The organism is Streptomyces sp. bgisy100 (assembly GCF_057709105.1).
Genome location: NZ_JBYITE010000038.1, coordinates 19,644 through 43,609, shown reverse-complemented (window position 1 = coordinate 43,609; position 23,966 = coordinate 19,644). Strand labels below are relative to the sequence as shown.

Below are 23,966 nucleotides of genomic sequence, written 5' to 3'. Positions count from 1 at the left end.
CCGTCACCCTCACGTCCGGTGGGCTCAGGGCAGGTGCCTCGGAACATCCCTGATGGGCCCGTGCGGGAGTGATGGGCCCCCACCCCTGCGGGCCCCGGCCCCCTCGCGTCCGGTGGGCTCAGGGAGGTGCCTGTGACGTGCAGTGAGTGGCCTCGTGCGGGAGTGATGGGGGGCGTCCCCGGGCGGTGTGGTGGCTCGTCTCGATGGCTGTGGCCGCCATGTGCGGGGGGACGGAGACCGTCGGCCAACCCTGACGGCCAGTGCGCTTCGGCTCTGTGGGTGGCTTCCTGCGGGTTCGGGTCAGAGGGCTCGGATGTCGTTCGGGGCGAAGCGGGGGGCGCGGCGGGGTGGGGTGTGGCCGGAGAGGAGGATGAGGCGGCATGCGCGGTGGCGCTGGCCCGCGTAGGGGGCCAGGAGTTCCAGCATCGTCGCGTCGTCCGTGCCCCGCCGGCCGGTGAGGGCGTAGCCGACGATCCTCGGTACGTGGAGGTCGCCCACGGTGATCGCGTCGGGCGCGCCGTTGCTGCGCTGCAGGGTCTCCGCGGCCGTCCAGGGGCCGATGCCGGGGATCAGCTGGAGCCGGGCGAGGGCCGCGGGGAGGTCCATGGCCGCCGCCTCCTCCAGGCGGCGGGCCACGCGGGCGGCGCGGACGATCGTGGCCGCGCGTTTGCCGTCGACGCCCGCCCGGTGCCACTCCCAGGACGGGAGCATGGCCCAGCCGTGCGCGTCGGGCATCACCCGGAGGCCGTCGAGCGGGCCGGGGGCCGGTTCGCCGTGCCGTTGGAGGAGCAGTCGCCAGGCGCGGTACGCCTCGTCGCTGGTGACCTTCTGTTCCAGGATCGACGGGATCAGGGATTCGAGGACCAGCCCGGTGCGGGTGAGCCGCAGGCCGGGGGTGCGGCGGTGCATCTCGTGGACGAGGCGGTGGCGCGGGGTGAACGCCGTCGGGTCGTCGTCGGCGCCGAGCAGGGCGGGGAGGCCGTCGAGCAGCCAGTCGGCGCCCGGGCCCCAGGCCTCGGCCTCGATCTCCCCGGCGTGCCGGGTGAAGCGGAGGGTGCCGGGGCCCGCCGGGGTACGGCCGGTGCGCCAGACCGAGCCGTCCGGGGTGACCCGGAAGGCGGGGTCGCCGGGGCCGCGGCGCAGCGGGCCGACGGTCAGGCCGGGATCGAGCGGGCCCGCCGGGCGCCAGCGGCGGGTGGCGGCCGACTCGTGCCGGGGTGTGGGCACCCGCAGCCGGCCGCCGCGGACGGTGGTGCGGGTCAGCCGGTCCTCAGGGGTCACCCTCCGAGGGTAGGCGGCGTCACTGGTCGGAGGAGAAGCGGACCGCTCCTGCCGGGATCTCCGCCTCGCACCAGACCCGGATGCCGTCGCGCAGCTCGTTGTCGGCGCCGATCACCGCGCCGTCGCCGATCACCGCGCCGTCCAGGACGGTCCGCGCGCCGATGCGGGCGCCCGCGCCGATCAGGGAGTTCTGGATCTGTGCGCCCGCGTCCACGACCGCGCCCTCCAGGACGGTGCTGCCGTCGATCCGGGCGCCCTCGCCGACGCGGGCACCGGTGCCGACGACCGTGCCGCCGGTGAGCTTGGCGTCCGCGGCGACCTCGGCCCCTTCGAGGACCAGGCGGTCGCCGCAGCGGCCCGGGACGGCCGGGGAGGGGGCGCGGCCGAGTACGAGGTCGGCGGAGCCCCGGACGAAGGCCTGAGGGGTGCCGAGGTCCAGCCAGTAGGTGGAGTCGACCATGCCCTGGAGGTGGGCTCCGGAGGCGAGCAGGCCGGGGAAGGTCTCCCGCTCGACCGAGACGGGCCGCCCGTCGGGGATGGAGTCGATGACGGAGCGGTTGAAGACGTAGGCGCCCGCGTTGATCTGGTCGGTGACGATCTCCTCGGGCGTCTGCGGCTTCTCCAGGAAGGCGGTGACCCGGCCGTCGGCGTCCGTGGGCACCAGGCCGAACGCCCGCGGGTCCTCGACCCGGGTGAGGTGCAGGGAGACGTCCGCGCCGGAGGTGCGGTGGGTGTCGACCAGGGCGCGGATGTCGAGGCCGGTGAGGATGTCGCCGTTGAAGATGAGCACCGGCTCGTCGGGGCCGGAGTGCAGACGCGAGGCGACGTTGCGGATGGCGCCGCCGGTGCCGAGGGGCTCGTGCTCGGTGACGTACTCCAGGTGCAGTCCGAGGGACGAGCCGTCACCGAAGTACGGCTCGAACACCTCGGCGAGGTAGGACGTGGCGAGCACCACGTGCTCGACCCCGGCCGCCCGGGCGCGGGCCAACTGGTGGGTGAGGAACGGCACACCGGCTGCCGGGACCATGGGCTTCGGCGTGTGCACCGTCAGCGGGCGGAGCCGCGTGCCCTTGCCGCCGACCAGGAGGATCGCTTCTGTCACCTTGTCTTCTCTGCTTCCTGCCAGGGGTCGGCTGACGGGCCCCCACCGGTTGAGGCCGGCGGCCAGTGTAAGCAGACGCCGACCGGCTGACGTGGACTGACGCTCGGCTCAGCCGAAGTGGACCGGGACGTTCCTCACCGCCCCTGAGCTCTGGCGGCGGTGCTGCGGATCGAGCCCAGCTTGCTGTAGAGGCGGGCTCCGGGGCAGTCGGTGGAGAACCCGTCGCGGTGCCCGGAGATGACGTTGAGCGAGACCTTGGTGCCCTTCTTGTACTTGTTGCTGCCGCCGGACACCAGAGTGACCTTGCCGGCCGGGTTCCTGCCGAACAGGCCGAGCTTCCAGGCGGACAGTGCGGCGACGGACCGCACCGCCGCGGCGGGTGGTGTGACGCCCGAGAAGCTCCCGATGACCGCAATGCCCATCGTGTTGGTGTTGAAACCGAGCGTGTGTGCGCCCATCACGGCTCTGGCCACGCCGCCGGCCCGGCCCTCGTAGATCTTTCCGCACTTGTCGATGGCGAAGTTGTAGCCGAAGTCCCGCCAGCCCAGGCTCTTGACGTGGTAGCGGTAGATGCTGCGGAGCACCGACGGCGCCTGCTTGCAGGTGTAGTTGTTGCCGCTGGCCGTGTGGTGCACGAACGCGGCCTTCACGGTCTTGGTGTAGAGGAAGTTCCGCTCGCGCAGCGACTCGTCCGCACCCCAGCCGTGGCGGGTGACGATGCCGGGCCGCGGGCCGATGTGGGCGCGGGTCGCGACGGAGCCGTTGGCGCCGGTGACGGCGTCCGGGTCGTCCTCCGGTGCCGTCTCCTGGGCGAGGGCCGGGATCTCGGTGGCGCCGAGCGGCGCCAGTTCGGCGTTGACCGCGGAGGCCGCCGCCTCTTCGGGGGTCTGCTCCGGCGGTCCGGCGGTCCGGCCGCCCCCAGCGGCGGGGGCGTCGTCCGGTGAGACGAGTTCGATGCGCAGCCCGCCGGGCAGCGCGGTCGGGGTGCCCCGGTCGGAGGCCGGCTCGGGCAGCGCCTGGACCTGCACGCCGTCGGAGTCGCCGACCCAGAGCGGGGCGGTGCTGCCGTGCATCCGGCCGCCGTTCCGCTCGGGCGAATCGAGGTCGGGCTGATCGTCGTTGTGGGTCTGCAGGTCCTGCCAGGAGGACCAGCGGCCGGTGTCCGCGGCGCGGGTGCGGATCCGCACCTGGCCGTGGAAGTCGGCTGCCGGGTCGTCCCAGACGACACCCACCAGGGAGAACGGCCGGACGTCACGCTTCGGGAGGCCCTGCGGGGCGCCGGCGTCCGGGGAGCTGGGCCCGGCGCGGTCGGGGCCGCCCAGCGGACCGAGGGGCAGCGACTGGGTGCTGCCGGGCACATGGGGCTCGGCGGGGGCTGCGGCCGCCGCTCCGGCGGGCGGAGCGAGCGGGAGCGCGAGTGCGGCCGTGCAGGCGACGCCGATGGAAGAAGCAAGGAGTCCACGCATGAACAAAATCGTGGGCATATCCCGACAATCTGTCTATTCGTGATCTGACGGACTGTCTGCCGAACAGGTGAGCCCCGCGGGCCCGTGACCGACTCCTCCCGCTTGCCCGGCCGCGTACCCTTGCGCGGGTGAACGCCACCGATCGCACCCCTGCCGACCTGCTGCGATCCGCGCTCGCCGCGGACCCGGCCCGCCCCCTGGTCACCTTCTACGACGACGCCACCGACGAACGCGTCGAACTGTCCGTGGCCACCTTCGCCAATTGGGTGGCGAAGACCGCCAACCTGCTCCAGGACGACCTCGGGGCCGAGCCGGGCGACCGGGTCGCCCTGCTGCTGCCCGCCCACTGGCAGACGGCCGTCTGGGTACTCGCCTGCTCCTCGACCGGAGTTGTCGCGGACCTGGGCGGCGACCCCGCGGCCGCCGATCTGGTGGTCAGCGGCCCCGACACCCTCGACCGGGCGCGCGCCTGCCGCGGTGAGCGCGTGGCGCTCGCCCTCCGCCCGCTGGGCGGACGCTTCCCCGAGACCCCGGCGGGCTTCGCCGACTACGCGGTGGAGGTGCCCAGCCAGGGCGACCGCTTCGCCCCGTACGCCCCGGTCGACCCGGGCTCCCCCGCGCTGGCCTTCGCGGGCTCCGGCGAACTCACCGGTGCCGGGACGGTCGAGCGGGCGCGGACCGACGCGGCGGCGCACGGCCTGACCCCCGTCTCGCGCCAGCTGTCCGGGCTGCCCTACGACAGCTGGGAGGGCCTGTCGGCCGGGCTGCTGGCCCCGCTGGCGGCCGGCGGTTCCGTCGTCCTCTGCCGGCATCTCGACCGGCTGCCGCAGGAGGCCCTGGAGCAGCGGCGGGAAAGCGAACGGGTCACCACGACGGCGGGCTGAGCACCGGCTCGGACCACCACTCGTCCGGCGCACAGCGGGCCTGGCCTGCCGGGTGCGCCGACCTCCCGGAGTGATGATGGGCGCGAAAGTGCAGCCGTACGCACAACCAAGCGAGGGGCTCGACCGTCTGCTCCTGTGACCGGCGGGCCCGCGCGGAGCGAAGCCGCCTTACTCCGTGAGGGATGGACGCAGACGTGACCGACAGTGCTGGCACGCCCGAGGGGCCCGAGGACCCCTCCGGGCGCGAGCGGGCGGACGGTACGCCCCGGGCCGGGGACCCGGCACCGGGCGGCGCGCCCGCCGGCGGCTCCTCGAAGGCCGGTGCCTCGGACGCGGCTGCCGAGGATGCCCACTCGGAGGATGCGGCGCCGGAGGACGCGGCACCGCAGGCCGTGGCGCCGCAGGACACCGGCCCCTCGGACGGGGACGTCCCGGACGGCACCGCCGCCGCGACGGCCTCCTCGACGGGAGAGCGCTCGCGGGGTGACGGCGCGACGGGTGACGGCCCGGCGGGTGACAGCGCGGCGGGTGACGGATCCGAGTCCGCGCCGCACGGCCGGTGGCGGCCCTGGCTGCGCCGGACGGCCCTGGTGACCTCGGTGGCGGTGCTGGTGGCGGCCGGCGCGAGCTGGATGATCTACCAGAAGCTCGAAGGCAACATCACCACGGACACCGGCACGGCCGAGGAGCTGAAGCGGTACGAGGCCGAGCGCCCGGCGCCGATGGTGCACGACGCCCGGAACGTCCTGCTCATCGGCTCCGACAACCGGGGCGACGGCAACAGCAAGTACGGCCGGGACAACGGCACGCAGCGCTCGGACACCACGATCCTGCTGCACCTGGCCGCGGACCGGAAGAGCGCCACCGGGGTCAGCATCCCGCGGGACCTGATGGTGGACGTGCCCGCCTGCCGGAAGCCGGACGGCAGCCGCACCGGGCCGCAGTTCGCCCAGTTCAACTCGGCGTTCGAGGTGGCGGGCCCGGCCTGCACGATCCGCACCGTGGAGAACCTCACCGGTATCCGGGTCGACCACCACATGATCGTGGACTTCACCGGGTTCAAGCGGATGGTGAACGCGGTGCACGGGGTGGAGGTCTGCCTCAAGGACCCCGTGGACGACCGGGAGGCCCATCTGAAGCTGCCCGCCGGCCGGCAGAAGCTCAACGGCGAGCAGGCACTCGGTTACGTCCGCGCCCGCTACAGCATCGGCAACGGCAGCGACACCGAGCGGATGGACCGGCAGCAGCAGTTCCTCGGCGCCCTGGTGAAGAAGGTGCAGAGCAACGGGGTGCTGCTGAACCCGGCCCGGCTCTACCCGGTGCTGGACGCCGCGACGTCCTCGCTCACCACGGACTCCGGGCTGGACTCGCTGCGGGAGCTGTACGACCTGGCCCGCAGTTTGCGCAAGATCCCGACCGACCGCGTACAGTTCCTCACCGTGCCGCGCCGGGCGTACTCGCTCAACGCGAACCGTGACGAACTGGTCCAGCCGGACGCGGCGCAGCTGTTCAATCTCCTCCGTAACGACCTCCCCGTATCGGTCGCGCCCAAGCGGCGCGAGGCCGGTGCGACCCCCGGCTCCCGGCCCGACAACAGACCGGGAACGATGACCGGTGATCAGCGGACGGCGCGCCCCAGCGCCGAGCCGACCGATCCGGCTCCCACCTACCGCGGAACAACAGCGGCGAACGGTATGTGCGGATGAATTCGAGGGGCGTGGAGACCCCGCGCGAAAGGGATTGGGCAGATTGCCCAGTTGTAGGGGAGTGGAATTTGTCACCGGCGTCGCCCGACGCTGAACTGGGCGGATAGTGTGAGCGACCCGGTGCTGCCCGACCTCTCGTGGGGCAGCCGAGGACGATGGACCGAGCGCCTTGAGGGGGAGGCGCCGCGTGGCACCGACGGAGGATTCAGGCGACCGTGGACGCGCAAGAACGTGGGCGGGCGGGCAATATCGATCCCGCGGACCAGTGGGTGTTCGACCCGGACACCGGTAATTACGAACTGCGACTGGAACCTTCCGCAGAGCAGTCGGCTGCCCCTACTCAGCGCAGAGCGTCCAGAAGGGCCGCCGCCGCGCCGGTCGACGACGACACCCGCCCGCTGCCCACGCAGCGCGGCCGGCGTGCCGCGGGTGCCGCGGGTGCCGGTGCCGGACGCGGTACGCCGCCGCCCGGCAGCAGCCGCCGGAAGCCGAAGGCGAAGCCGTCGGGCAAGAAGCGGGCCATGCACTGGACCGGTGGCGTGATGGCCTTCGTCCTGGTCGCCGGCGGTGCGGGCGCGTACTTCGTGTACGAGCACTTCAACGGCAATCTGAACACGGTCGACGTCGGTGACGCGGGCAGTGGCGACACCATTCCCGACGGGCCGATGAACATCCTCGTCCTCGGCACCGACGTCCGGACCGGCAAGGGCAACGAGGGCTACGGCGACTCGGGCAGTGTCGGCCACGCCGATACCACGATCCTCTTCCATGTGTCGGCGGACCGTTCCAACGCCACGGCGCTGAGCATCCCCCGCGACCTGATCACCGACATCCCCGACTGCCCGACCAAGCAGAAGGACGGGTCGACGAAGGTCGTTCCGGGGACGCCGAAGACCCGGTTCAACACCAGCCTCGGGCAGGAGGGGCGCGACCCCGGCTGCACCATGCGGACGGTCAAGAAGCTCACCGGCCTCACGGTCAACCACTTCATGATGGCCGACTTCAACGCCGTGAAGTCCCTGACCAGCGCCGTGGGCGGCGTCGACGTGTGCCTCGGCAAGGACATCGACGACCCGGACTCCCACCTCAAGCTGAACAAGGGCCCGCACACCCTGCAGGGCGAGCAGGCGCTGGCGTTCGTCCGGACCCGCCACTCGGTGGGCACCGGCGGCGACTTGAGCCGGATCGAGCTGCAGCAGCAGTTCCTCAGCTCGATGATCCGCAAGATGAAGTCGAACGAGACGCTCACCGACGGCAGCAAGCTCTGGAAGCTGGCGAACGCGGCCACCAAGGCGCTGACCGTCGACACCGGCATAGGCAGCATCAAGAAACTCAGCGACCTGGGCCAGAATCTGAGCGGGGTCGACACCAAGAACATCACGTTCGCGACCCTGCCGGTCATCGACAATCCGGCCGAGAAGGTCAAGACCACGGTCGTCCTCAATGAACAGCCCGCGGAGCAGCTCTTCGCGATGATGCGGGCCGACCAGTCGCTGACCGAGGTCAAGAAGAAGGCGAAGGCCAAGGAGGCCGCCAAGCTCAAGGGGCCCAAGGCGGATCCGGCCGACGTGCGCGTCGAGGTGCTCAACGGCGGGGGGCCGTTCGGGGCCGCGCAGGACACCGTCGACTGGATGCAGAACACCGAGGGTGTGCTGAAGTCCAGCAACGGCGGCAACGCCACCGGCACGAAGCTGAAGAAGACCACGCTGGAGTACGCGCCGAACCAGGCCGACCAGGCGCGGCGGCTCGCCGACATGATGGGCCTGTCGGCGTCGGCTCTGAAGCCGGGCGGCAAGACCGCCGCACCGAGGGCGAACATGACCCTCACGCTCGGCGCCGACTTCAAGGCCGCCGGGACGCCGCTGACCGCGCCGCAGAAGGCACCGGACGGTGTCCAGAAGGTCCACGCGGACAAGCAGGTCTGCGCCAAGTGACACGGCCGCCGCTCGGGCGGGTCGGCACAACCGAATCCATGGGGGAGGCCCGATGCGGCAGAGCAGTGTTCAGGGACCGGGAGCGCAACGCCGCGCCTCCGGTGCCGAGACGACGGAGCGGGGCGGGGGCCCGCGCCGGGACGGGGCCGGTCCGGGCGACCTACCGGGGCAACGCCAGGGCGGCCGGCACCAGGGGGGCGGGCCGCCGGCTCCCGGCGGCAAACACCGGGTCCTGCGCTGGGTCTCCACCACGCTGGCCGTCCTGATACTCGGGACGGCCGGCGCCGGATACCTCTACTACGAGCACCTCAACGGCAATCTCGACAAGGACGATCTGAACCTCGGCGACAACAAGCTCGACAAGAGCGCGCCGAACGCCGCCGGTCAGACGCCGCTCAACATCCTGCTGCTGGGCTCGGACAGCCGGAAGTCCAAGGAGAACGTCAAGCTGGGCGGGGCCCGGGCCGACCGGGACCGCCCGGCGCTCGCCGATGTGCAGATGCTGCTGCACGTCTCGGCCGACCGCAGCAACATGTCGGTGATCAGCGTCCCGCGCGACACCCGGGTGACGATCCCGCGGTGCACCGACAAGAAGGACAGCGACAAGGTCTATCCGGAGACCAGCGACACCATCAACTCCAGCCTGGCGCACGGCGGTCCGGGCTGCACGGTGGCGACCTGGGAGGAGCTCACCGGCATCCCGATCGATCACTTCATGATGATCGACTTCTCGGGTGTGGTGGACATGGCCGACGCGGTCGGCGGCGTCCCGGTCTGCGTGGACAACAACGTCTACGACGCCAAGTCCGGGCTGCGGCTGAAGAAGGGCGACTCGACCATCAAGGGCGTGCAGGCCCTGCAGTGGCTGCGCACCCGGCACGGCTTCGAGGATGGCAGCGACATCGGCCGGGCCAAGGCCCAGCACCTGTACATGAACTCGATGGTGCGCCAGCTCAAGGCCGGAACGAAGCTCACCGACCCGGACAAGCTCACCGACCTCGCCGAGGCGGCCACCAAGGCCCTCACCGTGGACGACGGCCTGGGCACCGTGAAGAAGCTCTACGACCTGGGCAACGACCTCAAGCGGGTGCCGACGAAGCGGATCACCATGGCGACCATGCCCTGGGTCCCCGACGCGCAGAACCCCGCCCATGTCATCCCCAAGCCGGGCGACGCCGACAAGACCTTCTCGCTGATGCGGAACGACGTCGGGCTCGACGGCAAGGACAAGAAGAAGCACGGGCCGAAGAAGAAGCCCGTGCCCAGCGACCCGGCCGCCCCCAAGGGGGAGATTCCGGTCGCCGTGCAGAACGGCACCGGCACCGCGGCGCAGATCGCGGTCCGCGGCCGGGCCGCCACGATCGCCGGACAGCTCACCCGGCTCGGCTTCTCCCAGGCCGCCACCGACGCGACCCCGAAGTCCCGGGCGGACACCACGGTCTCGTACCCCAAGGCGGACCAGCGCGGTGACGCCCAGGCGGTGGCCAAGGCCCTGGGGCTGCCGGACAGCGCGGTGCGGCCGGCGGCGGAGGTCTCGCAGGTCACCCTGGTCATCGGGGCCGACTGGCGGACCGGCACGGAGTACCCGAAGTCCGCCGGATCCGAGAAGCACGGCGACGAGAAGGCCCCGGACAGCGCCGACGCGCTGAAGGGCGACGACAAGTCCGCCTGCATGAAGGTGAACCCGGCGAACGTCTGGTGACAGCTGCTATCCAGCAGGGGCCGGACCCATCGGGTCCGGCCCCTGCTGCGTACGGGTGGCGGGCGGCTATCCGGCGAGCACCGCGGGACGCCGGCTGGCGATGACCTTCCGCGCCAGCGCCCGGGGGCTCGTCAGGAAGCCCCAGCCCCAGGTCATGTGCATGGTGGCCAGCGCGACGGGGATGCGCAGCCGGGCCTTCAGCGGCAGGCCGCGGCCGGCCGGGACCGAGCCCGCGGCGATGGCCGCGAGGTACCCGCCCGGGACCAGGAAGCCCCACGGGGTCAGCGCCGCGCCGACGACGATTCCGGCGGCGATGGCGGTCAGCGCGGTCGGCGGAGCCAGGTAGCGGAGGTTGATCGAGCCCTGGTGGTAGCGGGCCACCACGTGCCGCCAACGGCCGTAGTCCTTGTACTGCTTGCCGAGGGCCCGCACCGAGGGCCGCGGCCGGTAGGCGACCTTCAGCTCCGGGGAGAACCAGATCAGCCCGCCGGCCTCACGGATCCGGAAGTTCAGCTCCCAGTCCTGGGCCCGGATGAACTCCTCGTTGTAGCCGCCCTGCTGCTCCAGGGCCTCCCGGCGGAAGACACCGAGGTAGACGGTCTCGGCCGGGCCCGCGGCGCCACCGGTGTGGAAGGCCGCGTTGCCGACGCCGATCTTCGAGGTCATGGCCGCGGCGACGGCGTGCTCCCAGTCGTTCTCCCCCTCGGCGTGCATGATGCCGCCGACGTTCTGCGCTCCGGTCTCCGCCAGGAGCCGCACCGCCGTGGCGATGTAGTCCGGGGAGAGCATGCCGTGCCCGTCGACCCGCACCACGACCGGATGCCGGGACGCCTTGATGGCCGCGTTGAGCGCGGCGGGGGTGCGGCCCGTCGGGTTCGGCACGGTGTGCACCCGGGAGTCCTCGGCCACGAGCTGGGCGGCGATCTCGTCCGTACGGTCCGCCGACGGGCCGAGGGCGATCACCACCTCGAGCTCACCGGCGTACTCCTGCTCCAGGATGTGCCGGACCGCATTGCGCAGATGACGTTCCTCATTGAGCACCGGCATGATCACGGAGACGGCCGGGAGCTTCGCTTCGGGTGCTGCGGGCAACGGTGGGTCCTCGGGGGTACGGGGGCCGCGCCCCCGGAGACTGCAGGTCGGCACTCACGTTACCGCGAATGGCCGACACGCCCGTACGCGGCCGAGTGGCAGGGCGGTCCGCGGGCGGCGTGGGGCCACGGGATGCAGATCGTATGGACCTACCGTGAGTTCGGTCACGCCCCACGCGCCCGCGGAGGTGTCATCTGTGACCGCCCCGGCTCCCCCCACCCAGCCGCACCCCCGCACCGTGCCCCCGCCGCGCCGCCCCCGCTGGGGGGTGCGGCTGGCCACGGCGGGCGCCGCGCTCCTGCTGGCCGGCGCCGGAGCCGGGCACGCGATGGTGACCGGGCTGGACACCGCGATCGGCAGGGTCGACCCCTTCGCCGGCCTCAACGACCGGCCGCGCGGCACCGAGGGGCTGAACTTCCTTGTCGTCGGCACCGACGGGCGGGAGAAGCTCGACCCGGCGACCCGCCGGAAGTACCACCTCGGCGGCGCCCCCTGCCGGTGCACCGACACCATCATGGTGGTGCATCTCTCGGCGGACCGGGGCCGTGCGTCCGTCGTCAGCATCCCGCGCGACAGCTACGTCCAGCTGCCCGAGCACACCGACCCGGCCACCGGGGAGCAGTTCCCCGCCCATCCGGGGAAGATCAACGCGGCCTACGCCCAGGGCGGCCCCCGGCTCACCGTCCGCACCGTCGAGCAGATGACCGGCATCCACATCGACCACTACCTCGAAGTGGACTTCACCAGCTTCATGCGGACCGTGGACGCCCTCGGCGGGGTGGAGATCTGTGCCGTGCGCCCGATGCGGGACAGCTACACCGGCCTGGACCTGCCGGTCGGCACCCGCAGGCTGAACGGCGGGGAGGCCCTGCAGTACGTGCGCTCCCGGCATGTGGACGGCGCCGCCGACCTCGGGCGGATGCGCCGTCAGCAGCACTTCATGGCCGCGCTGGTGCAGCGCGTCACCAGCGGCGGGGTGCTGATGAACCCGGTGCTGCTCAACAAGGTGGCGGGCACCCTGGTGGGCTCGGTCCGCGCGGACCGGGGGCTCGGCGCGGACGAACTGATGGACCTCGGCCGGGCGATGCGCGGGTTCTCCCCCGCCTCCTCGGAGTTCGTCTCCGTGCCGGTCGCGGACGCCGGGTACCGGGTGCCGGGCCTGGGCTCCACCGTGCGCTGGGACACCGCGAGGGCCACGAAGATCTTCCGCACTCTCCGCGCCGACCGGCCGCTCGCGGTCCGCCACCGGCGGGGCGGCCGCGGCAAGCTGGTCGATGTCGCGCCGCAGCGGATCCGGGTGCAGGTGGAGAACGGCACCGACCGCTCCGGCCTGGGCACCCGGGCGGACACGGCCCTGCGGAAGGCCGGCTTCGTCACCTCCGGTGCCCCCGTGACCGCGGCGGCCCCGGTGCGGCGCACCGTCATCGGCTACGACCCGGGCTGGGACCGCTCGGCCCGTACGCTCGCCGCCGCGCTGCCCGGCGCCGAACTGCGGCCGGTGTACGGACAGGGCCCGGTGATGCGGGTCACGGTCGGACCGGACTTCCGGTCCGTGCGGCGGGTGCGGGTGGCGGGCGCGCTGGACGACGCGGCGCTCACCGGCGACCACATCATGTGCCGCTGAGGGGCACCCCGGGGCACGTCCGCCGCACGCTGTCGCCGGCCGTAAGGCGTCGGTCACCCGCCGTCAGTCGTCGAAACCCTCGGCGATCCGCTTCTCGCGGAGCTCCTTGATGGCGCGGCGCCGGGCGAGCCGGTGCGTGCGCCGGATCTGCGCCTCCTGGTAGCGGCGCTTGTCGCGCTCGGACTCCGGCACCACCGGCGGCACCGTCCGCGGCTTGCCGTCCGCGTCCACCGCCGCGAAGACCAGATAGGCGCTGCCGACCTGGGAGGCGGGCGTGGACTCGTTCCAGCGCTCGGCCATCACCCGGACCCCGACCTCCATGGAGGACCGGCCGGTCCAGTTGACCTGGGCCTTCACATGCACCAGGTCGCCGACCCGGACGGGCTCCAGGAAGACCATCTCGTCCATGGACGCGGTGACCGCCGGCCCGCCGGAGTGCCGCCCGGCGACAGCGCCCGCCGCGTCGTCGACCAGCTTCATGATCACGCCGCCGTGCACGGTGCCGAGGAGGTTGGTGTCACTGCCGGTCATGATGTGAGACAGCGTGGTACGGGAGGCTGCGGTGGGCTTGCCCGGAATCTCGCCCTCCGGGGCTTGGGCCTGGTCAGTCATGCCGTCCACCATATGCGGGGAAACACCCTGCCCCCGCCTTCCCCTCTTTGCATCAGATCTGCTACAGGCCAGGTGCGATTCGCCACTCACCCTGTAAGAGGGTCCCCCCGGGCAGGCACACTTCTGCCTATGAATGATTGGCCTGAGGGATGGACCGGCGACAGCAGGGACAGGTACGGACGCGGCAGCGCGAGCTCGCGTCCCGAGTCCGCCCGCGCCATGCGGCATGTGCAGCGCGGCGGTGGCGGCTACGGCGGTGGGCAGCAGGCGGAGCCGCCGATGCCGCCGCATCTGTCGCCGCATGGCGGCTCCGTCCCGGGCCAGCGGGGCCCTGACGACTACGCGGAGTACGACAACGGTTACAACACCGGCCAGGTCTACGGCGGCGGGCGCGGGGGCCGCGCCGGCGGCGATCAGTACGGCCGCCCGGCGCCGGACTGGCGCCGCCGGATCAAGATAGGCGCGATCACCCTGGTCGTCGCGCTGCTGGCGGTCTCGATCGGCACCTACTTCTGGGCCGACTCCAAGCTCCAGCGCCGGGTCGACCTCAGCAAGGTGATCGAGCGGCCGGAGACCGGCGAGGGCACCAACTACCTGATCGTCGGCTCGGACAGCCGCGAGGGCATGACCGCCGCGGACAAGAAGAAGCTCCGCACGGGTTCGGCTCCCGGCAAGCGCACCGACTCGATGATGATTCTGCACGTCGGCAGCAACGGGAACACCATGATCTCGCTGCCCCGCGACTCGGACGTGGAGATCCCGTCCTACCGCGGCTCCGACTCCGGCAAGCTCTTCCCGGGCCAGGGCCGGCACACCAAGCTCAACGCCTCCTACTCCGAGGACGGCCCGCAGCTGCTGGTCCGCACCGTCGAGTCCAACACCGGTCTGCACATCGACCACTACGCGGAGATCGGCTTCGGCGGCTTCGCCAAGATCGTGGACGCGGTCGGCGGCGTGGAGATGAACATCCCCAAGGGCTTCAAGGACGAGAAGTCGGGCGCGGACTTCAAGTCGGGCAAGCAGACGCTCGACGGTCCACAGGCACTCGCCTTCGTTCGGACCCGCTACGCCCTGCCGGGCAGCGACCTCGACCGGACGAAGAACCAGCAGAAGTTCCTCTCCGCGCTGGCGAGCCAGACCGCGACCCCGTCGACGGTGCTCAACCCGTTCCGGCTCTACCCGACGATGGGCGCGGGCCTGGACACGCTGGTGGTCGACAAGGACATGGGCCTGTTCGACCTGTCCGAGATGTTCTTCGCGATGAAGAGCGTCTCCGGCGGCGAGGGCAAGCAGCTGAACATGCCGACCTCCGGCAGCGTCGGCGGCAACCTCCAGTGGGACAAGGCCAAGGTCAGGCAGCTGGTGAGCCAGCTCAAGAACGACGAGAAGGTCACCGTCTCCAGCAACTGACCGACCCGCCGCACACCATTCCTCGTACGCAGAAGGGCCCCACCGACCGGTGGGGCCCTTCTGCGTATGCCGGCGTGCCCGGGGACTACGGCAGGTTGCGCGCCATGACGATGCGCTGGACCTGGTTGGTGCCCTCGTAGATCTGGGTGATCTTGGCGTCGCGCATCATGCGCTCCACCGGGTAGTCACGGGTGTAGCCGTAGCCGCCGAGCAGCTGGACGGCGTCGGTGGTGACCTCCATGGCGACGTCCGAGGCGAAGCACTTGGCGGCGGCACCCTGGAAGGTGAGGTCGCTGTCACCGCGCTCGGACTTGGCGGCGGCCGCGTAGGTGAGCTGGCGGGCGGCCTCGACCTTCATGGCCATGTCGGCGAGCATGAACTGGACGCCCTGGAAGTCGGCGATCGGCTTGCCGAACTGCTTGCGCTCCTGGACGTAGCCCTTGGCGTAGTCCAGGGCGCCCTGGGCGACACCGAGCGCCTGCGCCGCGATGGTGATGCGGGTGTGGTCGAGGGTCTTCATCGCGGTGGCGAAGCCGGTGCCCTCGGCGCCGATCATGCGGTCGGCCGGGATCCGGACGTTGTCCAGGTAGACCTCGCGGGTCGGCGAGCCCTTGATGCCGAGCTTCTTCTCCGGGGCGCCGAACGAGACACCCTCGTCGGACTTCTCGACGACGAAGGCCGAGATGCCCTTGGTGCGCTTGTCCGGGTCCGTCACGGCCATGACCGTGTAGTACTCGCTGACGCCGGCGTTGGTGATCCAGCGCTTCACGCCGTTGAGGACGTAGTGGTCGCCGTCCCGGACCGCCTTGGTCTTCATGCCGCCGGCGTCGGAGCCGGCGTCCGGCTCGGAGAGGCAGTAGGAGAACATCGCGTCGCCCTTGGCGAGCGGGCCCAGGTACTTCTTCTTCAGCTCCTCGGAGCCGGAGAGGATGACCGGCAGCGAGCCCAGTTTGTTGACCGCCGGTATCAGGGAGGAGGAGCAGCAGACGCGCGCCACCTCCTCGATGACGAGCACGGTCGCCAGGGCGTCGGCGCCCGCGCCGCCGTAGGACTCGGGCACGTGCACGGCGTGCAGGTCCGAGGCCACCAGGGCGTCGAGGGCCTCCTGCGGGAAGCGGCCCTCCTCGTCGACCTCGGCGGCGAACGGCGCGATCTTCGCCTCGGCGAGCGCGCGCACCGTGTCCCGGAGCATGTCGTGCTCCTCGGACGGCCGGTAGAGGTCAAAGTCGTTCGCTGTGCTCCCCGAGGGCGCCACGGGTCCTCACTCCCAAATGCTAACTACCGTTAAGTAACCCGAGTCTAGGGGTGCAGCCCCATCCGGGCATACGTGAGCTTGCCGACAGCGGGCCCCATGCCCGGTCCGCGGCCCGACTATGCTCGGGCGCGCACTCCAGACCGTTCGACCACGGAGCGATACATGGCCCCGAAGATCACTGTGATCGGCACCGGATACCTCGGTGCCACCCACGCCGCCGCCATGGCCGAGCTGGGCTTCGAGGTGCTGGGTCTGGACGTGGTCCCCGAGAAGATCGAGATGCTCGCGGCGGGCCGGGTGCCGATGTACGAGCCGGGGCTGGAGGAGCTGCTGCGCAAGCACGTCGCGGGGCACGAGGGCTCCACCGGGCGGCTGCGCTTCACCACCTCCTACGCCGAGGCGGGCGAGTTCGGCGACATCCACTTCGTCTGTGTGAACACTCCGCAGAAGCACGGCGAGTACGCGTGTGACATGAGCTACGTGGACAGCGCCTTCGAGTCGCTGGCCCCGCATCTGACCCGTCCGGCGCTGGTGGTCGGCAAGTCCACCGTGCCGGTGGGCAGCGCGGAGCGGCTGGCGGCGCGGCTGGCGGAGCTGGCCCCGGTCGGGTCCGACGCCGAGCTGGCCTGGAACCCGGAGTTCCTGCGCGAGGGGTTCGCCGTCCGGGACACCCTGCACCCCGACCGGATCGTCGTCGGGGTGGCCGGCGAGCGCGCGGAGAAGCAGCTGCGCGAGGTGTACGCGGCCCCCATCGGCGAGGGCTCGCCGTTCGTCGTCACCGACTTCCCGACCGCCGAGCTGGTCAAGACCTCCGCCAACTCCTTCCTCGCCACCAAGATCTCGTTCATCAACGCGATGGCCGAGGTGTGCGAGGCGGGCGAAGGCGATGTGGTGAAGCTCGCGGAGGCCATCGGCCACGACGAGCGCATCGGGAAGAAGTACCTCCGGGCCGGCATCGGCTTCGGCGGCGGCTGCCTGCCCAAGGACATCCGGGCGTTCATGGCCCGCGCCGGTGAGCTGGGCGCGGACCAGGCGCTGACCTTCCTGCGCGAGGTCGACTCGATCAACATGCGCAGCCGGGCGCGGATGGTGGAACTGGCCCGCGAGGCGGTGGGCGACAGCTTCCTGGGCAAGCGGGTGGCCGTGCTGGGCGCGGCGTTCAAGCCCGACTCGGACGACGTACGGGACTCCCCCGCGCTCAACGTCGCCGGTCAGATCCACCTCCAGGGCGGCCAGGTCACCATCTACGACCCCAAGGGCATGGAGAACGCCCGCCGGCTGTTCCCCACCCTGGGCTACGCGCCGACCGCGCTGGACGCGGCCCGCGGCGCGGATGTGGTGCTGCACCTCACCGAGTGGCAGGAGTTCCGCGAGCTCGACCCGGCAGCGCTGGGCGAGGTCGTCGCACAGCGGCGGATGCTGGACGGGCGGAACGCGCTGGACCCGGAGCGCTGGCGCGAGGCGGGCTGGACGTACCGGGCGCTGGGGCGGCCCCGCGCCTGACCCCGCGGGCGCTTGGCCCCGCGGTGCGCTTGACCCCGCCGGCGCCTGCCCCCGCCGTGCCCGGCACACCGGCACCGCGGCCAGTCTGAAGGGACGGACCACGGAACGGCCCGCCCGCCCCGGAACGCCGGGGCGGGCGGGCCGTTCCGCCGTCTCAGGTGCGGGCGTCGACCGCCGCGCCGTCGAGCTCCTCGATAGTCGCGTTCGACGGGCCGCGGCGCGGATCCGCCTGGAGCCCGCGCGCCACGTCCTCCGCGGCCCGCAGCGTGCGGACGGCGTTCTGCCAGGTCAGCTTGGCCACGTCGGCCGTCGACCAGCCGCGCCGCAGCAGTTCGGCGACCAGGTTCGGATAGCCCGCCACATCGTCCAGGCCGGACGGCGTGAAGGCGGTGCCGTCGTAGTCGCCGCCGATGCCGATGTGGTCGATCCCCGCGACCTCGCGCATGTGGTCGAGGTGGTCGGCGACGGTGGCCGTGGTGGCGACCGGACGCGGGCGCTCCGCCTCGAAGGCCCGCTGCACCGTCATCCCGGCCTCGGTGGTGTCCAGCGGGTGCAGGCCGTGGGCGCGCATGTTCTCGTCGGCGGCCAGCGTCCACTCGATGGCCGCGGGCAGGATGAACTTCGGTACGAACGTGACCATGGCGACACCGCCGTTGGCGGGCAGCAGCGCCAGCACGTCGTCCGGGATGTTGCGCGGATGGTCGCAGACGGCGCGCGCCGAGGAGTGCGAGAAGACCACGGGCGCCTCGGTGACCCGCAGCGCGTCCCGCATCGTGCCGGCCGAGACGTGCGAGAGGTCGACGAGCATCCCCGTGCGGTTCATCTCCCGGACGACCTCCTCGCCGAACCGGCTGAGGCCGCCCAGCCGCGGCTCGTCGGTCGCCGAGTCCGCCCACGGGATGTTGTCGTTGTGGGTGAGCGTCATGTAGCGGACGCCCAGCTCGTACAGGGCGCGCAGGGTGGCGAGGGAGCAGTTGATGCTGTGGCCGCCCTCGGCGCCCATCAGGGAGGCGATCCGGCCCTCGGCGCGGGCGGCCTCCATGTCGTCGGCGGTCAGCGCCCGGCGCAGGTCGGCCGGGTAGCGGTCGATCAGCCGGCCCACCACGTCGATCTGTTCGAGGGTGGCGCTGACGGCCGCGTCCCCGCTCAGGTCGGTGCGGACGTACACCGACCAGAACTGCGCGCCGACGCCGCCCGCCCGCAGCCGCGGGAGGTCGGTGTGGAGGTGGGCGCTCTGGTCGGTGGCGATGTCCCGCCGGTCGAGGTCGTAGCGGACCTGCTCCCGCAGGGCCCAGGGCAGGTCGTTGTGTCCGTCGACGACGGGGTGGGCGGCCAGGAGCTCCCCGGCCGCGGCGAGATGATCGGTCACCGTCGCCGCCCTACTGTCCGAAGCCGAAGCCGGCGCTGCCGTCGACCTTGGCGCGCAGTCGCTTGCCCTTCTCGGTGGCCTGCTCGTTCAGTTCGTCCTGGAACTGCCGCATCCGCCCGAGGAGTTCGCCGTCGTGGGCGGCGAGCATCCGGACGGCCAGCAGCCCGGCGTTGCGGGCACCGGCGACCGAGACGGTGGCGACCGGGACACCCGCGGGCATCTGCACGATGGACAGCAGGCTGTCCATGCCGTCGAGGTACTTCAGCGGCACCGGGACGCCGATCACCGGCAGCGGGGTCACCGAGGCGAGCATGCCGGGCAGATGGGCGGCGCCGCCCGCACCGGCGATGACGGCCTTGAGGCCGCGCTCGGCGGCCCGCTCGCCGTACGCGATCATCTCGCGCGGCATCCGGTGGGCCGAGACGACGTCGACCTCGTAGGGCACCTCGAACTCGTCCAGTGCCTGGGCCGCGGCCTCCATCACCGGCCAGTCGGAGTCGGAGCCCATCACGATGCCGACGAGGGGAGCGGAGGGTCCGGCGCCGGTACCGGAGTCGTGGCCGGGGGACGGGGCGGTCATTCCTGAGCTCTCCTCTTCGGCCACGGAACTATTCAACGACGGTCCCGCGCAGGTAGTCCGCGGCGTGCCGGCCGCGTTCGCGTACCTCGGCGAGGTCGTCGCCGTAGGTGTTGACATGGCCGACCTTACGGCCCGGCTTCACGTCCTTGCCATACATATGGATCTTCAACTGCGGGTCCCGGGCCATGCAGTGCAGATAGGCCGGATACATGTCGGGGAAGTCGCCGCCGAGGACATTGGTCATCACGGTCCAGGTGGCGCGCGGGCGGGGGTCGCCGAGCGGCAGGTCGAGCACGGCCCGTACGTGGTTGGCGAACTGGGAGGTGACGGCGCCGTCCTGGGTCCAGTGGCCGGAGTTGTGCGGACGCATGGCGAGCTCGTTGACGAGGATCCCGGGCGTTCCGTCCGCGGCGCGGGTCTCGAACAGCTCCACCGCGAGATGGCCCACCACGCCGAGCTCCTCGGCCACGGTGAGGGCCAGCTGCTGCGCCCGGGCGGAGAGTTCCTCGGACAGCCCGGGGGCGGGGGCGATCACGGTGTCGCAGACGCCGTCGACCTGGACGGACTCCACGACCGGGTAGGCGACCGCCTGGCCGTGCGGGGACCGGACGACGTTGGCGGCCAGCTCCCGGACGAAGCCGACCTTCTCCTCGGCCAGCACCGGCACGCCCGCGCGGAACGGCTCGGCCGCCTCCTCCCGGCCGCGGACGATCCACACGCCCTTGCCGTCGTATCCGCCGCGGACGGTCTTGAGGACGACCGGGTACCCGTCGCCCTCCTCGACGGCGAACCGCTCGACGTCCTCGGGGCTTGAGACGATCCGGTGCCGCGGGCACGGCACACCGATCTCCCGGAGCCTGGCCCGCATCACGCCCTTGTCCTGGGCGTGCACCAGGGCGTCCGGACCGGGGCGCACCGGGATGCCATCGGCTTCCAGGGCGCGGAGGTGCTCGGTCGGCACATGCTCGTGATCGAAGGTGATCACGTCGCAGCCTTGTGCGAAAGCACGAAGCGTGTCGAGGTCGCGATAGTCGCCGATGACGACCTCGCTGACGACCTGTGCCGCAGAGTCCTGCGGGGTGTCGCTGAGGAGCTTGAATTTCAGGCCGAGGGGGATGCCCGCCTCGTGGGTCATACGGGCGAGCTGACCGCCGCCGACCATGCCGACTACCGGGAATGTCACCCGACCAGAGTATCCGGACACCGGAGCGGCGCACTTCTCACCATTGGAGGATCCTCCAATTTCACGGTACTGCTCCGGCTGCGTTCCGTTTCCGCCCCGGACGGCCGCCTTCGGCACCGTCCGGGCGGCGGGGCGTCCGCCCCCTGGTTAGCATGAGGAAGCCGGACAAAGACGATCAACGCCAACCACGGAGCCACACGATCCCTATGAGTGAACGGCCCACACTGCGTTCGCGGCTGCGGCAGCTGGCCCGCGAACTCGCCAAATTCGGGACGGTCGGCGCCGTCGGCTTCCTGGTCAACTTCGTCGTCTTCAACCTGTGCATGCACGCCTTCGGCCTGGCCGTGGTGCGCTCGGGTGTGATCGCCACGGTCGTCGCGATCGGCACCAACTACATCGGCAACCGCTACTGGACCTACCGGAGCTCCGACAAGTCCCACCGCAGCCGGGAGCTCTCGCTCTTCCTGCTGTTCAGCGGCATCGGCCTGATCATCGAGAACGGCATCCTGGCCCTCTCGCACTACGGCTTCGGCTTCACCTCGACCGTGGCCGACAACGTGGCGAAGAACGTGATCGGGCTCGGCATCGGGACGGCGTTCCGCTTCTGGTCCTACCGGACCTGGGTCTTCCGCGCGCTTCCGGCGCGGGAGGCGGTGGAGACCGCTGAATCGTTCCTCGAGGAGGACGCGCTGCTCGGTGAGGGCCGGTACCAGGCCGGCCGGATCAAGTAGCCGCGGCGGTTCCGCCGGGTCTGCTCCGGCTGCCGGGTCCGCTCCGGCCGCCGGTTCCGCTCCGGCCCGCCCGGCCCCGGCCCGGTGCACGGGCTCACGGACGCTTCCGACGGCTCGGGCCCCCGCGGCGTCCGGCCCGTCCCACGACCGCGGGAGCCGCCCGCCGGCCGCCCCGCCGGCTCCTGCGCCCGCCCTCGCGGCTGACGGCTACTGGCCCGCCTCGCGGCTCAGGAAGAGCGCGAAGACCGGCGGGTGCTGCTGCACCAGCTCCAGGCGGCCGCCGTCCGCCTCGGCCAGGTCCCGGGCGACCGCCAGCCCCAGACCGGTGGAGTTCCGGCCGCTGACGGTGCGCTCGAAGACCCGGGCCCCGAGGTCGGGCGGCACGCCCGGACCCGCGTCCGTGACCTCCACCACCACCTGGTTGCCCGTGACCCGGGTGCGGATGGCCACCGGTCCCGCGCCGTGCATCAGCGAGTTCTCGATCAGCGTGGCCAGGACCTGGGCCACCGCGCCCGGGGTGCCGACCGCCCGCAGCCCCTTCGAGCCCGAGCAGACGATGGCCCGCCCCGCGCTCCGGTAGGCCGGGCGCCACTCCTCGATCTGCTGCTTGACCACCTCGTCGAGGTCGAAGGCGACCGCGGAGCCGGTCCGCGGGTCGCGCGAGTTGGTGAGCAGCCGCTGCACGACGTCCGTGAGCCGCTCGACCTGCCCGAGCGCGATCGTCGCCTCCTCCTTCACGGTGTCCGGGTCGTCGGTGGCGGAGATCTCCTCCAGCCGCATGGAGAGCGCCGTCAGGGGGGTGCGCAGCTGGTGGGAGGCGTCCGCGGCCAGCCGGCGCTCCGCGGTCAGCATGCGTCCGATCCGGTCGGCGCTGGCGTCCAGGACATCCGCGACCCGGTCCAGCTCCGGCACCCCGTAGCGGCGGTGGCGCGGGCGCGGGTCGCCGGAGCCCAGCCGCTCGGCGGTCTCGGCGAGGTCGGTGAGCGGCGCGGTCAGCCGGTGCGCCTGCCGTACGGCGAGCAGGACGGCGGCGACGACGGCGAGCAGGGCGACCGCGAGGATGATCAGCAGGGTCCGGCCGATCTCCTCGCTGACGGCGGCGGCCGGCGCCTGGACGGTGACCGTCTCCCCCCGCTCGCCGGTCTCGCGGGACTCGATGACCCCGCCCCCCGGCGGCTTGCCGACCTCGATGAGCTGCCGGCCGGGCATCTCGATCCGTGCGTAGCGCCCCGGGCCGACCTGGTCGCGCAGCACCTCGGTGCTGACCCGTTCACCGCCGAGGAGCCGGCTGTCGACGATGCTGACCAGGCGTACCGCCTCGGACTCGACGCTCTCCCGGGCGCTGTTCTCGATGGTTCGGGTTTCCACGATGACGAGGGAGACGCCGAAGACGGCGATCACCACGAGCACCACGGCGAGCGTGGAGTTGATCAGACGGCGGCGCACAGTGCCCTCCGGGCCGGTTTCGCGATTCGGGTCCGCTCTGGAGCGGAGCGCGGCGGATGTCTCCGCCGCCCGGTATCCGATGATGTCGCATCACCGGCCCCCCGGTCCGCGGACGCGGAGAGCTCCGCGTCCGGAACGCGCCGTGAGCGGGCGCGCCCGTCAGCGGCGTCAGCTCTTCTCGAACCGGAAGCCGACGCCCCGGACGGTGGCGATGTAGCGGGGGTTCGCCGCGTCGTCGCCGAGCTTCTTGCGCAGCCAGGAGATGTGCATGTCGAGGGTCTTGGTGGAGGACCACCAGGTGGTGTCCCAGACCTCGCGCATCAGCTGGTCGCGGGTCACCACCCGGCCCGCGTCCCGCACCAGCACCCGCAGCAGGTCGAACTCCTTGGCGGTCAGCTGGAGCTCCTCCTCGCCCATCCAGGCGCGGTGCGACTCCACGTCGATCCGCACCCCGTGCGTGGCGGGGGCCTGCTGCTGGGTCTCGACGGCGCCCCGGCGCAGCAGGGCCCGTACCCGCGCGAGGAGTTCGGCCAGCCGGAAGGGCTTGGTCACGTAGTCGTCGGCGCCGGCGTCGAGACCGACGACGGTGTCCACCTCGTCGGCGCGGGCGGTGAGCACGAGGACGGGGAAGACATGGCCCTCGGTGCGCAGGCGGCGGCAGACCTCGAGGCCGTCCATGCCCGGCAGGCCCAGATCGAGCACGAGAAGGTCGACACCCCCCTGGAGGCCGGCTTCGAGCGCGGTGGGACCGTCCTCCCGCACCTCGACCTCGTACCCCTCGCGCCGCAGTGCGCGGGCGAGCGGCTCCGAGATGGATGCGTCATCCTCGGCGAGCAGTACTCGGGTCATGGACCGATGGTAGTCCGCGCAGGTGGTGGGGCGGGGCCGCTCGGACGGAGCCCCCCGGAGGACTCATTGGACGGGCTGTCAGTTACCGTCGGATACGCGTCAACAGTTCCCGGTGCGGCTGTGATCCATCTCTCAAGTCCTTTCATATAGCACGCTACTGTGACGTAAGGTGGCGATGCGCCCATAGCACCTCAGGGACCTTTGGCTCGTAGGACACGCCGAGGGTCCCTTTGCGGT

Annotated in this window: 19 protein-coding genes; 8 read left to right on the top strand and 11 right to left on the bottom strand. The window is 71.9% G+C overall.

Features of this window, described 5'->3' with window-relative positions:
- Positions 1-300: 300 nt before the first annotated feature.
- The 3 genes from AC3EQ1_RS22985 to AC3EQ1_RS22975 form a co-directional block, all read right to left on the bottom strand.
- Positions 301-1,233 carry a DNA-3-methyladenine glycosylase family protein gene (locus tag AC3EQ1_RS22985; protein ID WP_432096248.1) on the bottom strand — a complete coding sequence of 311 codons (933 nt, stop codon included), beginning with the start codon at positions 1,231-1,233 and terminating at the stop codon, positions 301-303.
- Between the two features lie 67 nt (positions 1,234-1,300).
- Positions 1,301-2,383 carry a mannose-1-phosphate guanylyltransferase gene (manB, locus tag AC3EQ1_RS22980; protein ID WP_432096230.1) on the bottom strand — a complete coding sequence of 361 codons (1,083 nt, stop codon included), beginning with the start codon at positions 2,381-2,383 and terminating at the stop codon, positions 1,301-1,303.
- 134 nt (positions 2,384-2,517) lie between these two features.
- Positions 2,518-3,849 carry a peptidoglycan recognition protein family protein gene (locus AC3EQ1_RS22975; protein ID WP_432096229.1) on the bottom strand — a complete coding sequence of 444 codons (1,332 nt, stop codon included), beginning with the start codon at positions 3,847-3,849 and terminating at the stop codon, positions 2,518-2,520.
- 128 nt (positions 3,850-3,977) lie between these two features.
- Here AC3EQ1_RS22975 and AC3EQ1_RS22970 point away from each other — a divergent pair, with 128 nt between their 5' ends.
- The 4 genes from AC3EQ1_RS22970 to AC3EQ1_RS22955 all read left to right on the top strand — a co-directional run bounded on the left by AC3EQ1_RS22970 (position 3,978) and on the right by AC3EQ1_RS22955 (position 10,075).
- Entirely contained in the window at positions 3,978-4,733 is a 756-nt protein-coding gene (locus AC3EQ1_RS22970; RefSeq protein ID WP_432096228.1) for a TIGR03089 family protein, read from the top strand.
- 182 nt (positions 4,734-4,915) lie between these two features.
- The gene (locus tag AC3EQ1_RS22965) at positions 4,916-6,439 is read left to right on the top strand and encodes an LCP family protein (RefSeq protein ID WP_432096227.1); all 1,524 of its coding nucleotides are present in this window, start codon (positions 4,916-4,918) and stop codon (positions 6,437-6,439) included.
- Between the two features lie 215 nt (positions 6,440-6,654).
- Positions 6,655-8,373: an LCP family protein gene (locus AC3EQ1_RS22960; RefSeq protein WP_432096226.1), complete on the top strand. Its 1,719-nt coding sequence runs from the start codon at positions 6,655-6,657 to the stop codon at positions 8,371-8,373.
- A 52-nt stretch (positions 8,374-8,425) separates the two neighbouring features.
- A complete protein-coding gene (locus tag AC3EQ1_RS22955; protein WP_432096225.1) occupies positions 8,426-10,075 on the top strand; it encodes an LCP family protein in 1,650 nt (549 codons plus the stop codon).
- Between the two features lie 66 nt (positions 10,076-10,141).
- Here AC3EQ1_RS22955 and AC3EQ1_RS22950 read toward each other — a convergent pair whose 3' ends face one another.
- Positions 10,142-11,167, bottom strand: coding sequence for a glycosyltransferase family 2 protein (locus AC3EQ1_RS22950; RefSeq protein ID WP_432096224.1), 1,026 nt, complete (start codon positions 11,165-11,167; stop codon positions 10,142-10,144).
- 196 nt (positions 11,168-11,363) lie between these two features.
- On the opposite strand from AC3EQ1_RS22950, the gene AC3EQ1_RS22945 reads away from it, so the two are divergent.
- Positions 11,364-12,791 (top strand): LCP family protein, encoded by a 1,428-nt coding sequence (locus tag AC3EQ1_RS22945; protein WP_432096223.1) that lies wholly within the window; start codon positions 11,364-11,366, stop codon positions 12,789-12,791.
- A 63-nt stretch (positions 12,792-12,854) separates the two neighbouring features.
- On the opposite strand, the gene AC3EQ1_RS22940 is transcribed toward AC3EQ1_RS22945, so the two are convergent.
- On the bottom strand, positions 12,855-13,403 hold the full coding sequence (locus AC3EQ1_RS22940; RefSeq protein ID WP_351513375.1) for an acyl-CoA thioesterase: 549 nt from the start codon (positions 13,401-13,403) through the stop codon (positions 12,855-12,857).
- 129 nt (positions 13,404-13,532) lie between these two features.
- On the opposite strand from AC3EQ1_RS22940, the gene AC3EQ1_RS22935 reads away from it, so the two are divergent.
- Complete coding sequence (locus tag AC3EQ1_RS22935; RefSeq protein ID WP_432096222.1) at positions 13,533-14,813, top strand: LCP family protein; 1,281 nt, start codon at positions 13,533-13,535, stop codon at positions 14,811-14,813.
- A gap of 85 nt (positions 14,814-14,898) precedes the next feature.
- Here AC3EQ1_RS22935 and AC3EQ1_RS22930 read toward each other — a convergent pair whose 3' ends face one another.
- A complete protein-coding gene (locus AC3EQ1_RS22930) occupies positions 14,899-16,068 on the bottom strand; it encodes an acyl-CoA dehydrogenase (RefSeq protein ID WP_432096221.1) in 1,170 nt (389 codons plus the stop codon).
- Positions 16,069-16,230: 162 nt separating this feature from the next.
- On the opposite strand from AC3EQ1_RS22930, the gene AC3EQ1_RS22925 reads away from it, so the two are divergent.
- Positions 16,231-17,571, top strand: a complete 1,341-nt coding sequence (locus AC3EQ1_RS22925; protein ID WP_432096220.1) for a UDP-glucose dehydrogenase family protein — start codon at positions 16,231-16,233, stop codon at positions 17,569-17,571.
- A gap of 154 nt (positions 17,572-17,725) precedes the next feature.
- On the opposite strand, the gene AC3EQ1_RS22920 is transcribed toward AC3EQ1_RS22925, so the two are convergent.
- Genes AC3EQ1_RS22920 through AC3EQ1_RS22910 form a run of 3 tightly spaced genes read right to left on the bottom strand, consistent with a single transcriptional unit; the run spans position 17,726 to position 20,703 of the window.
- Complete coding sequence (locus AC3EQ1_RS22920) at positions 17,726-18,940, bottom strand: dipeptidase (RefSeq protein ID WP_432096219.1); 1,215 nt, start codon at positions 18,938-18,940, stop codon at positions 17,726-17,728.
- A gap of 10 nt (positions 18,941-18,950) precedes the next feature.
- On the bottom strand, positions 18,951-19,520 hold the full coding sequence (purE, locus tag AC3EQ1_RS22915; RefSeq protein ID WP_432096218.1) for a 5-(carboxyamino)imidazole ribonucleotide mutase: 570 nt from the start codon (positions 19,518-19,520) through the stop codon (positions 18,951-18,953).
- A gap of 28 nt (positions 19,521-19,548) precedes the next feature.
- Complete coding sequence (locus AC3EQ1_RS22910) at positions 19,549-20,703, bottom strand: 5-(carboxyamino)imidazole ribonucleotide synthase (protein ID WP_432096217.1); 1,155 nt, start codon at positions 20,701-20,703, stop codon at positions 19,549-19,551.
- A gap of 206 nt (positions 20,704-20,909) precedes the next feature.
- On the opposite strand from AC3EQ1_RS22910, the gene AC3EQ1_RS22905 reads away from it, so the two are divergent.
- Positions 20,910-21,434 carry a GtrA family protein gene (locus tag AC3EQ1_RS22905; protein WP_432096216.1) on the top strand — a complete coding sequence of 175 codons (525 nt, stop codon included), beginning with the start codon at positions 20,910-20,912 and terminating at the stop codon, positions 21,432-21,434.
- Positions 21,435-21,641: 207 nt separating this feature from the next.
- On the opposite strand, the gene AC3EQ1_RS22900 is transcribed toward AC3EQ1_RS22905, so the two are convergent.
- Together AC3EQ1_RS22900 and AC3EQ1_RS22895 are read right to left on the bottom strand one after the other, a co-directional pair.
- A complete protein-coding gene (locus AC3EQ1_RS22900) occupies positions 21,642-22,880 on the bottom strand; it encodes an ATP-binding protein (RefSeq protein WP_432096215.1) in 1,239 nt (412 codons plus the stop codon).
- A gap of 168 nt (positions 22,881-23,048) precedes the next feature.
- Positions 23,049-23,729, bottom strand: a complete 681-nt coding sequence (locus AC3EQ1_RS22895; protein ID WP_351513349.1) for a response regulator transcription factor — start codon at positions 23,727-23,729, stop codon at positions 23,049-23,051.
- Between the last annotated feature and the right edge of the window lie 237 nt (positions 23,730-23,966).

Bases quoted from the DNA above. Each gene is read 5' to 3' on its own strand.
- AC3EQ1_RS22965 (WP_432096227.1), top strand. From the start codon at position 4,916: ATGGACGCAGACGTGACCGACAGTGCTGGCACGCCCGAGGGGCCCGAG.
- AC3EQ1_RS22895 (WP_351513349.1), bottom strand. From the start codon at position 23,729: ATGACCCGAGTACTGCTCGCCGAGGATGACGCATCCATCTCGGAGCCG.
- AC3EQ1_RS22935 (WP_432096222.1), top strand. From the start codon at position 13,533: ATGAATGATTGGCCTGAGGGATGGACCGGCGACAGCAGGGACAGGTAC.
- AC3EQ1_RS22975 (WP_432096229.1), bottom strand. From the start codon at position 3,849: ATGCGTGGACTCCTTGCTTCTTCCATCGGCGTCGCCTGCACGGCCGCA.
- AC3EQ1_RS22940 (WP_351513375.1), bottom strand. From the start codon at position 13,403: ATGACTGACCAGGCCCAAGCCCCGGAGGGCGAGATTCCGGGCAAGCCC.
- AC3EQ1_RS22925 (WP_432096220.1), top strand. From the start codon at position 16,231: ATGGCCCCGAAGATCACTGTGATCGGCACCGGATACCTCGGTGCCACC.
- AC3EQ1_RS22905 (WP_432096216.1), top strand. From the start codon at position 20,910: ATGAGTGAACGGCCCACACTGCGTTCGCGGCTGCGGCAGCTGGCCCGC.
- purE (WP_432096218.1), bottom strand. From the start codon at position 19,520: ATGACCGCCCCGTCCCCCGGCCACGACTCCGGTACCGGCGCCGGACCC.
- AC3EQ1_RS22955 (WP_432096225.1), top strand. From the start codon at position 8,426: ATGCGGCAGAGCAGTGTTCAGGGACCGGGAGCGCAACGCCGCGCCTCC.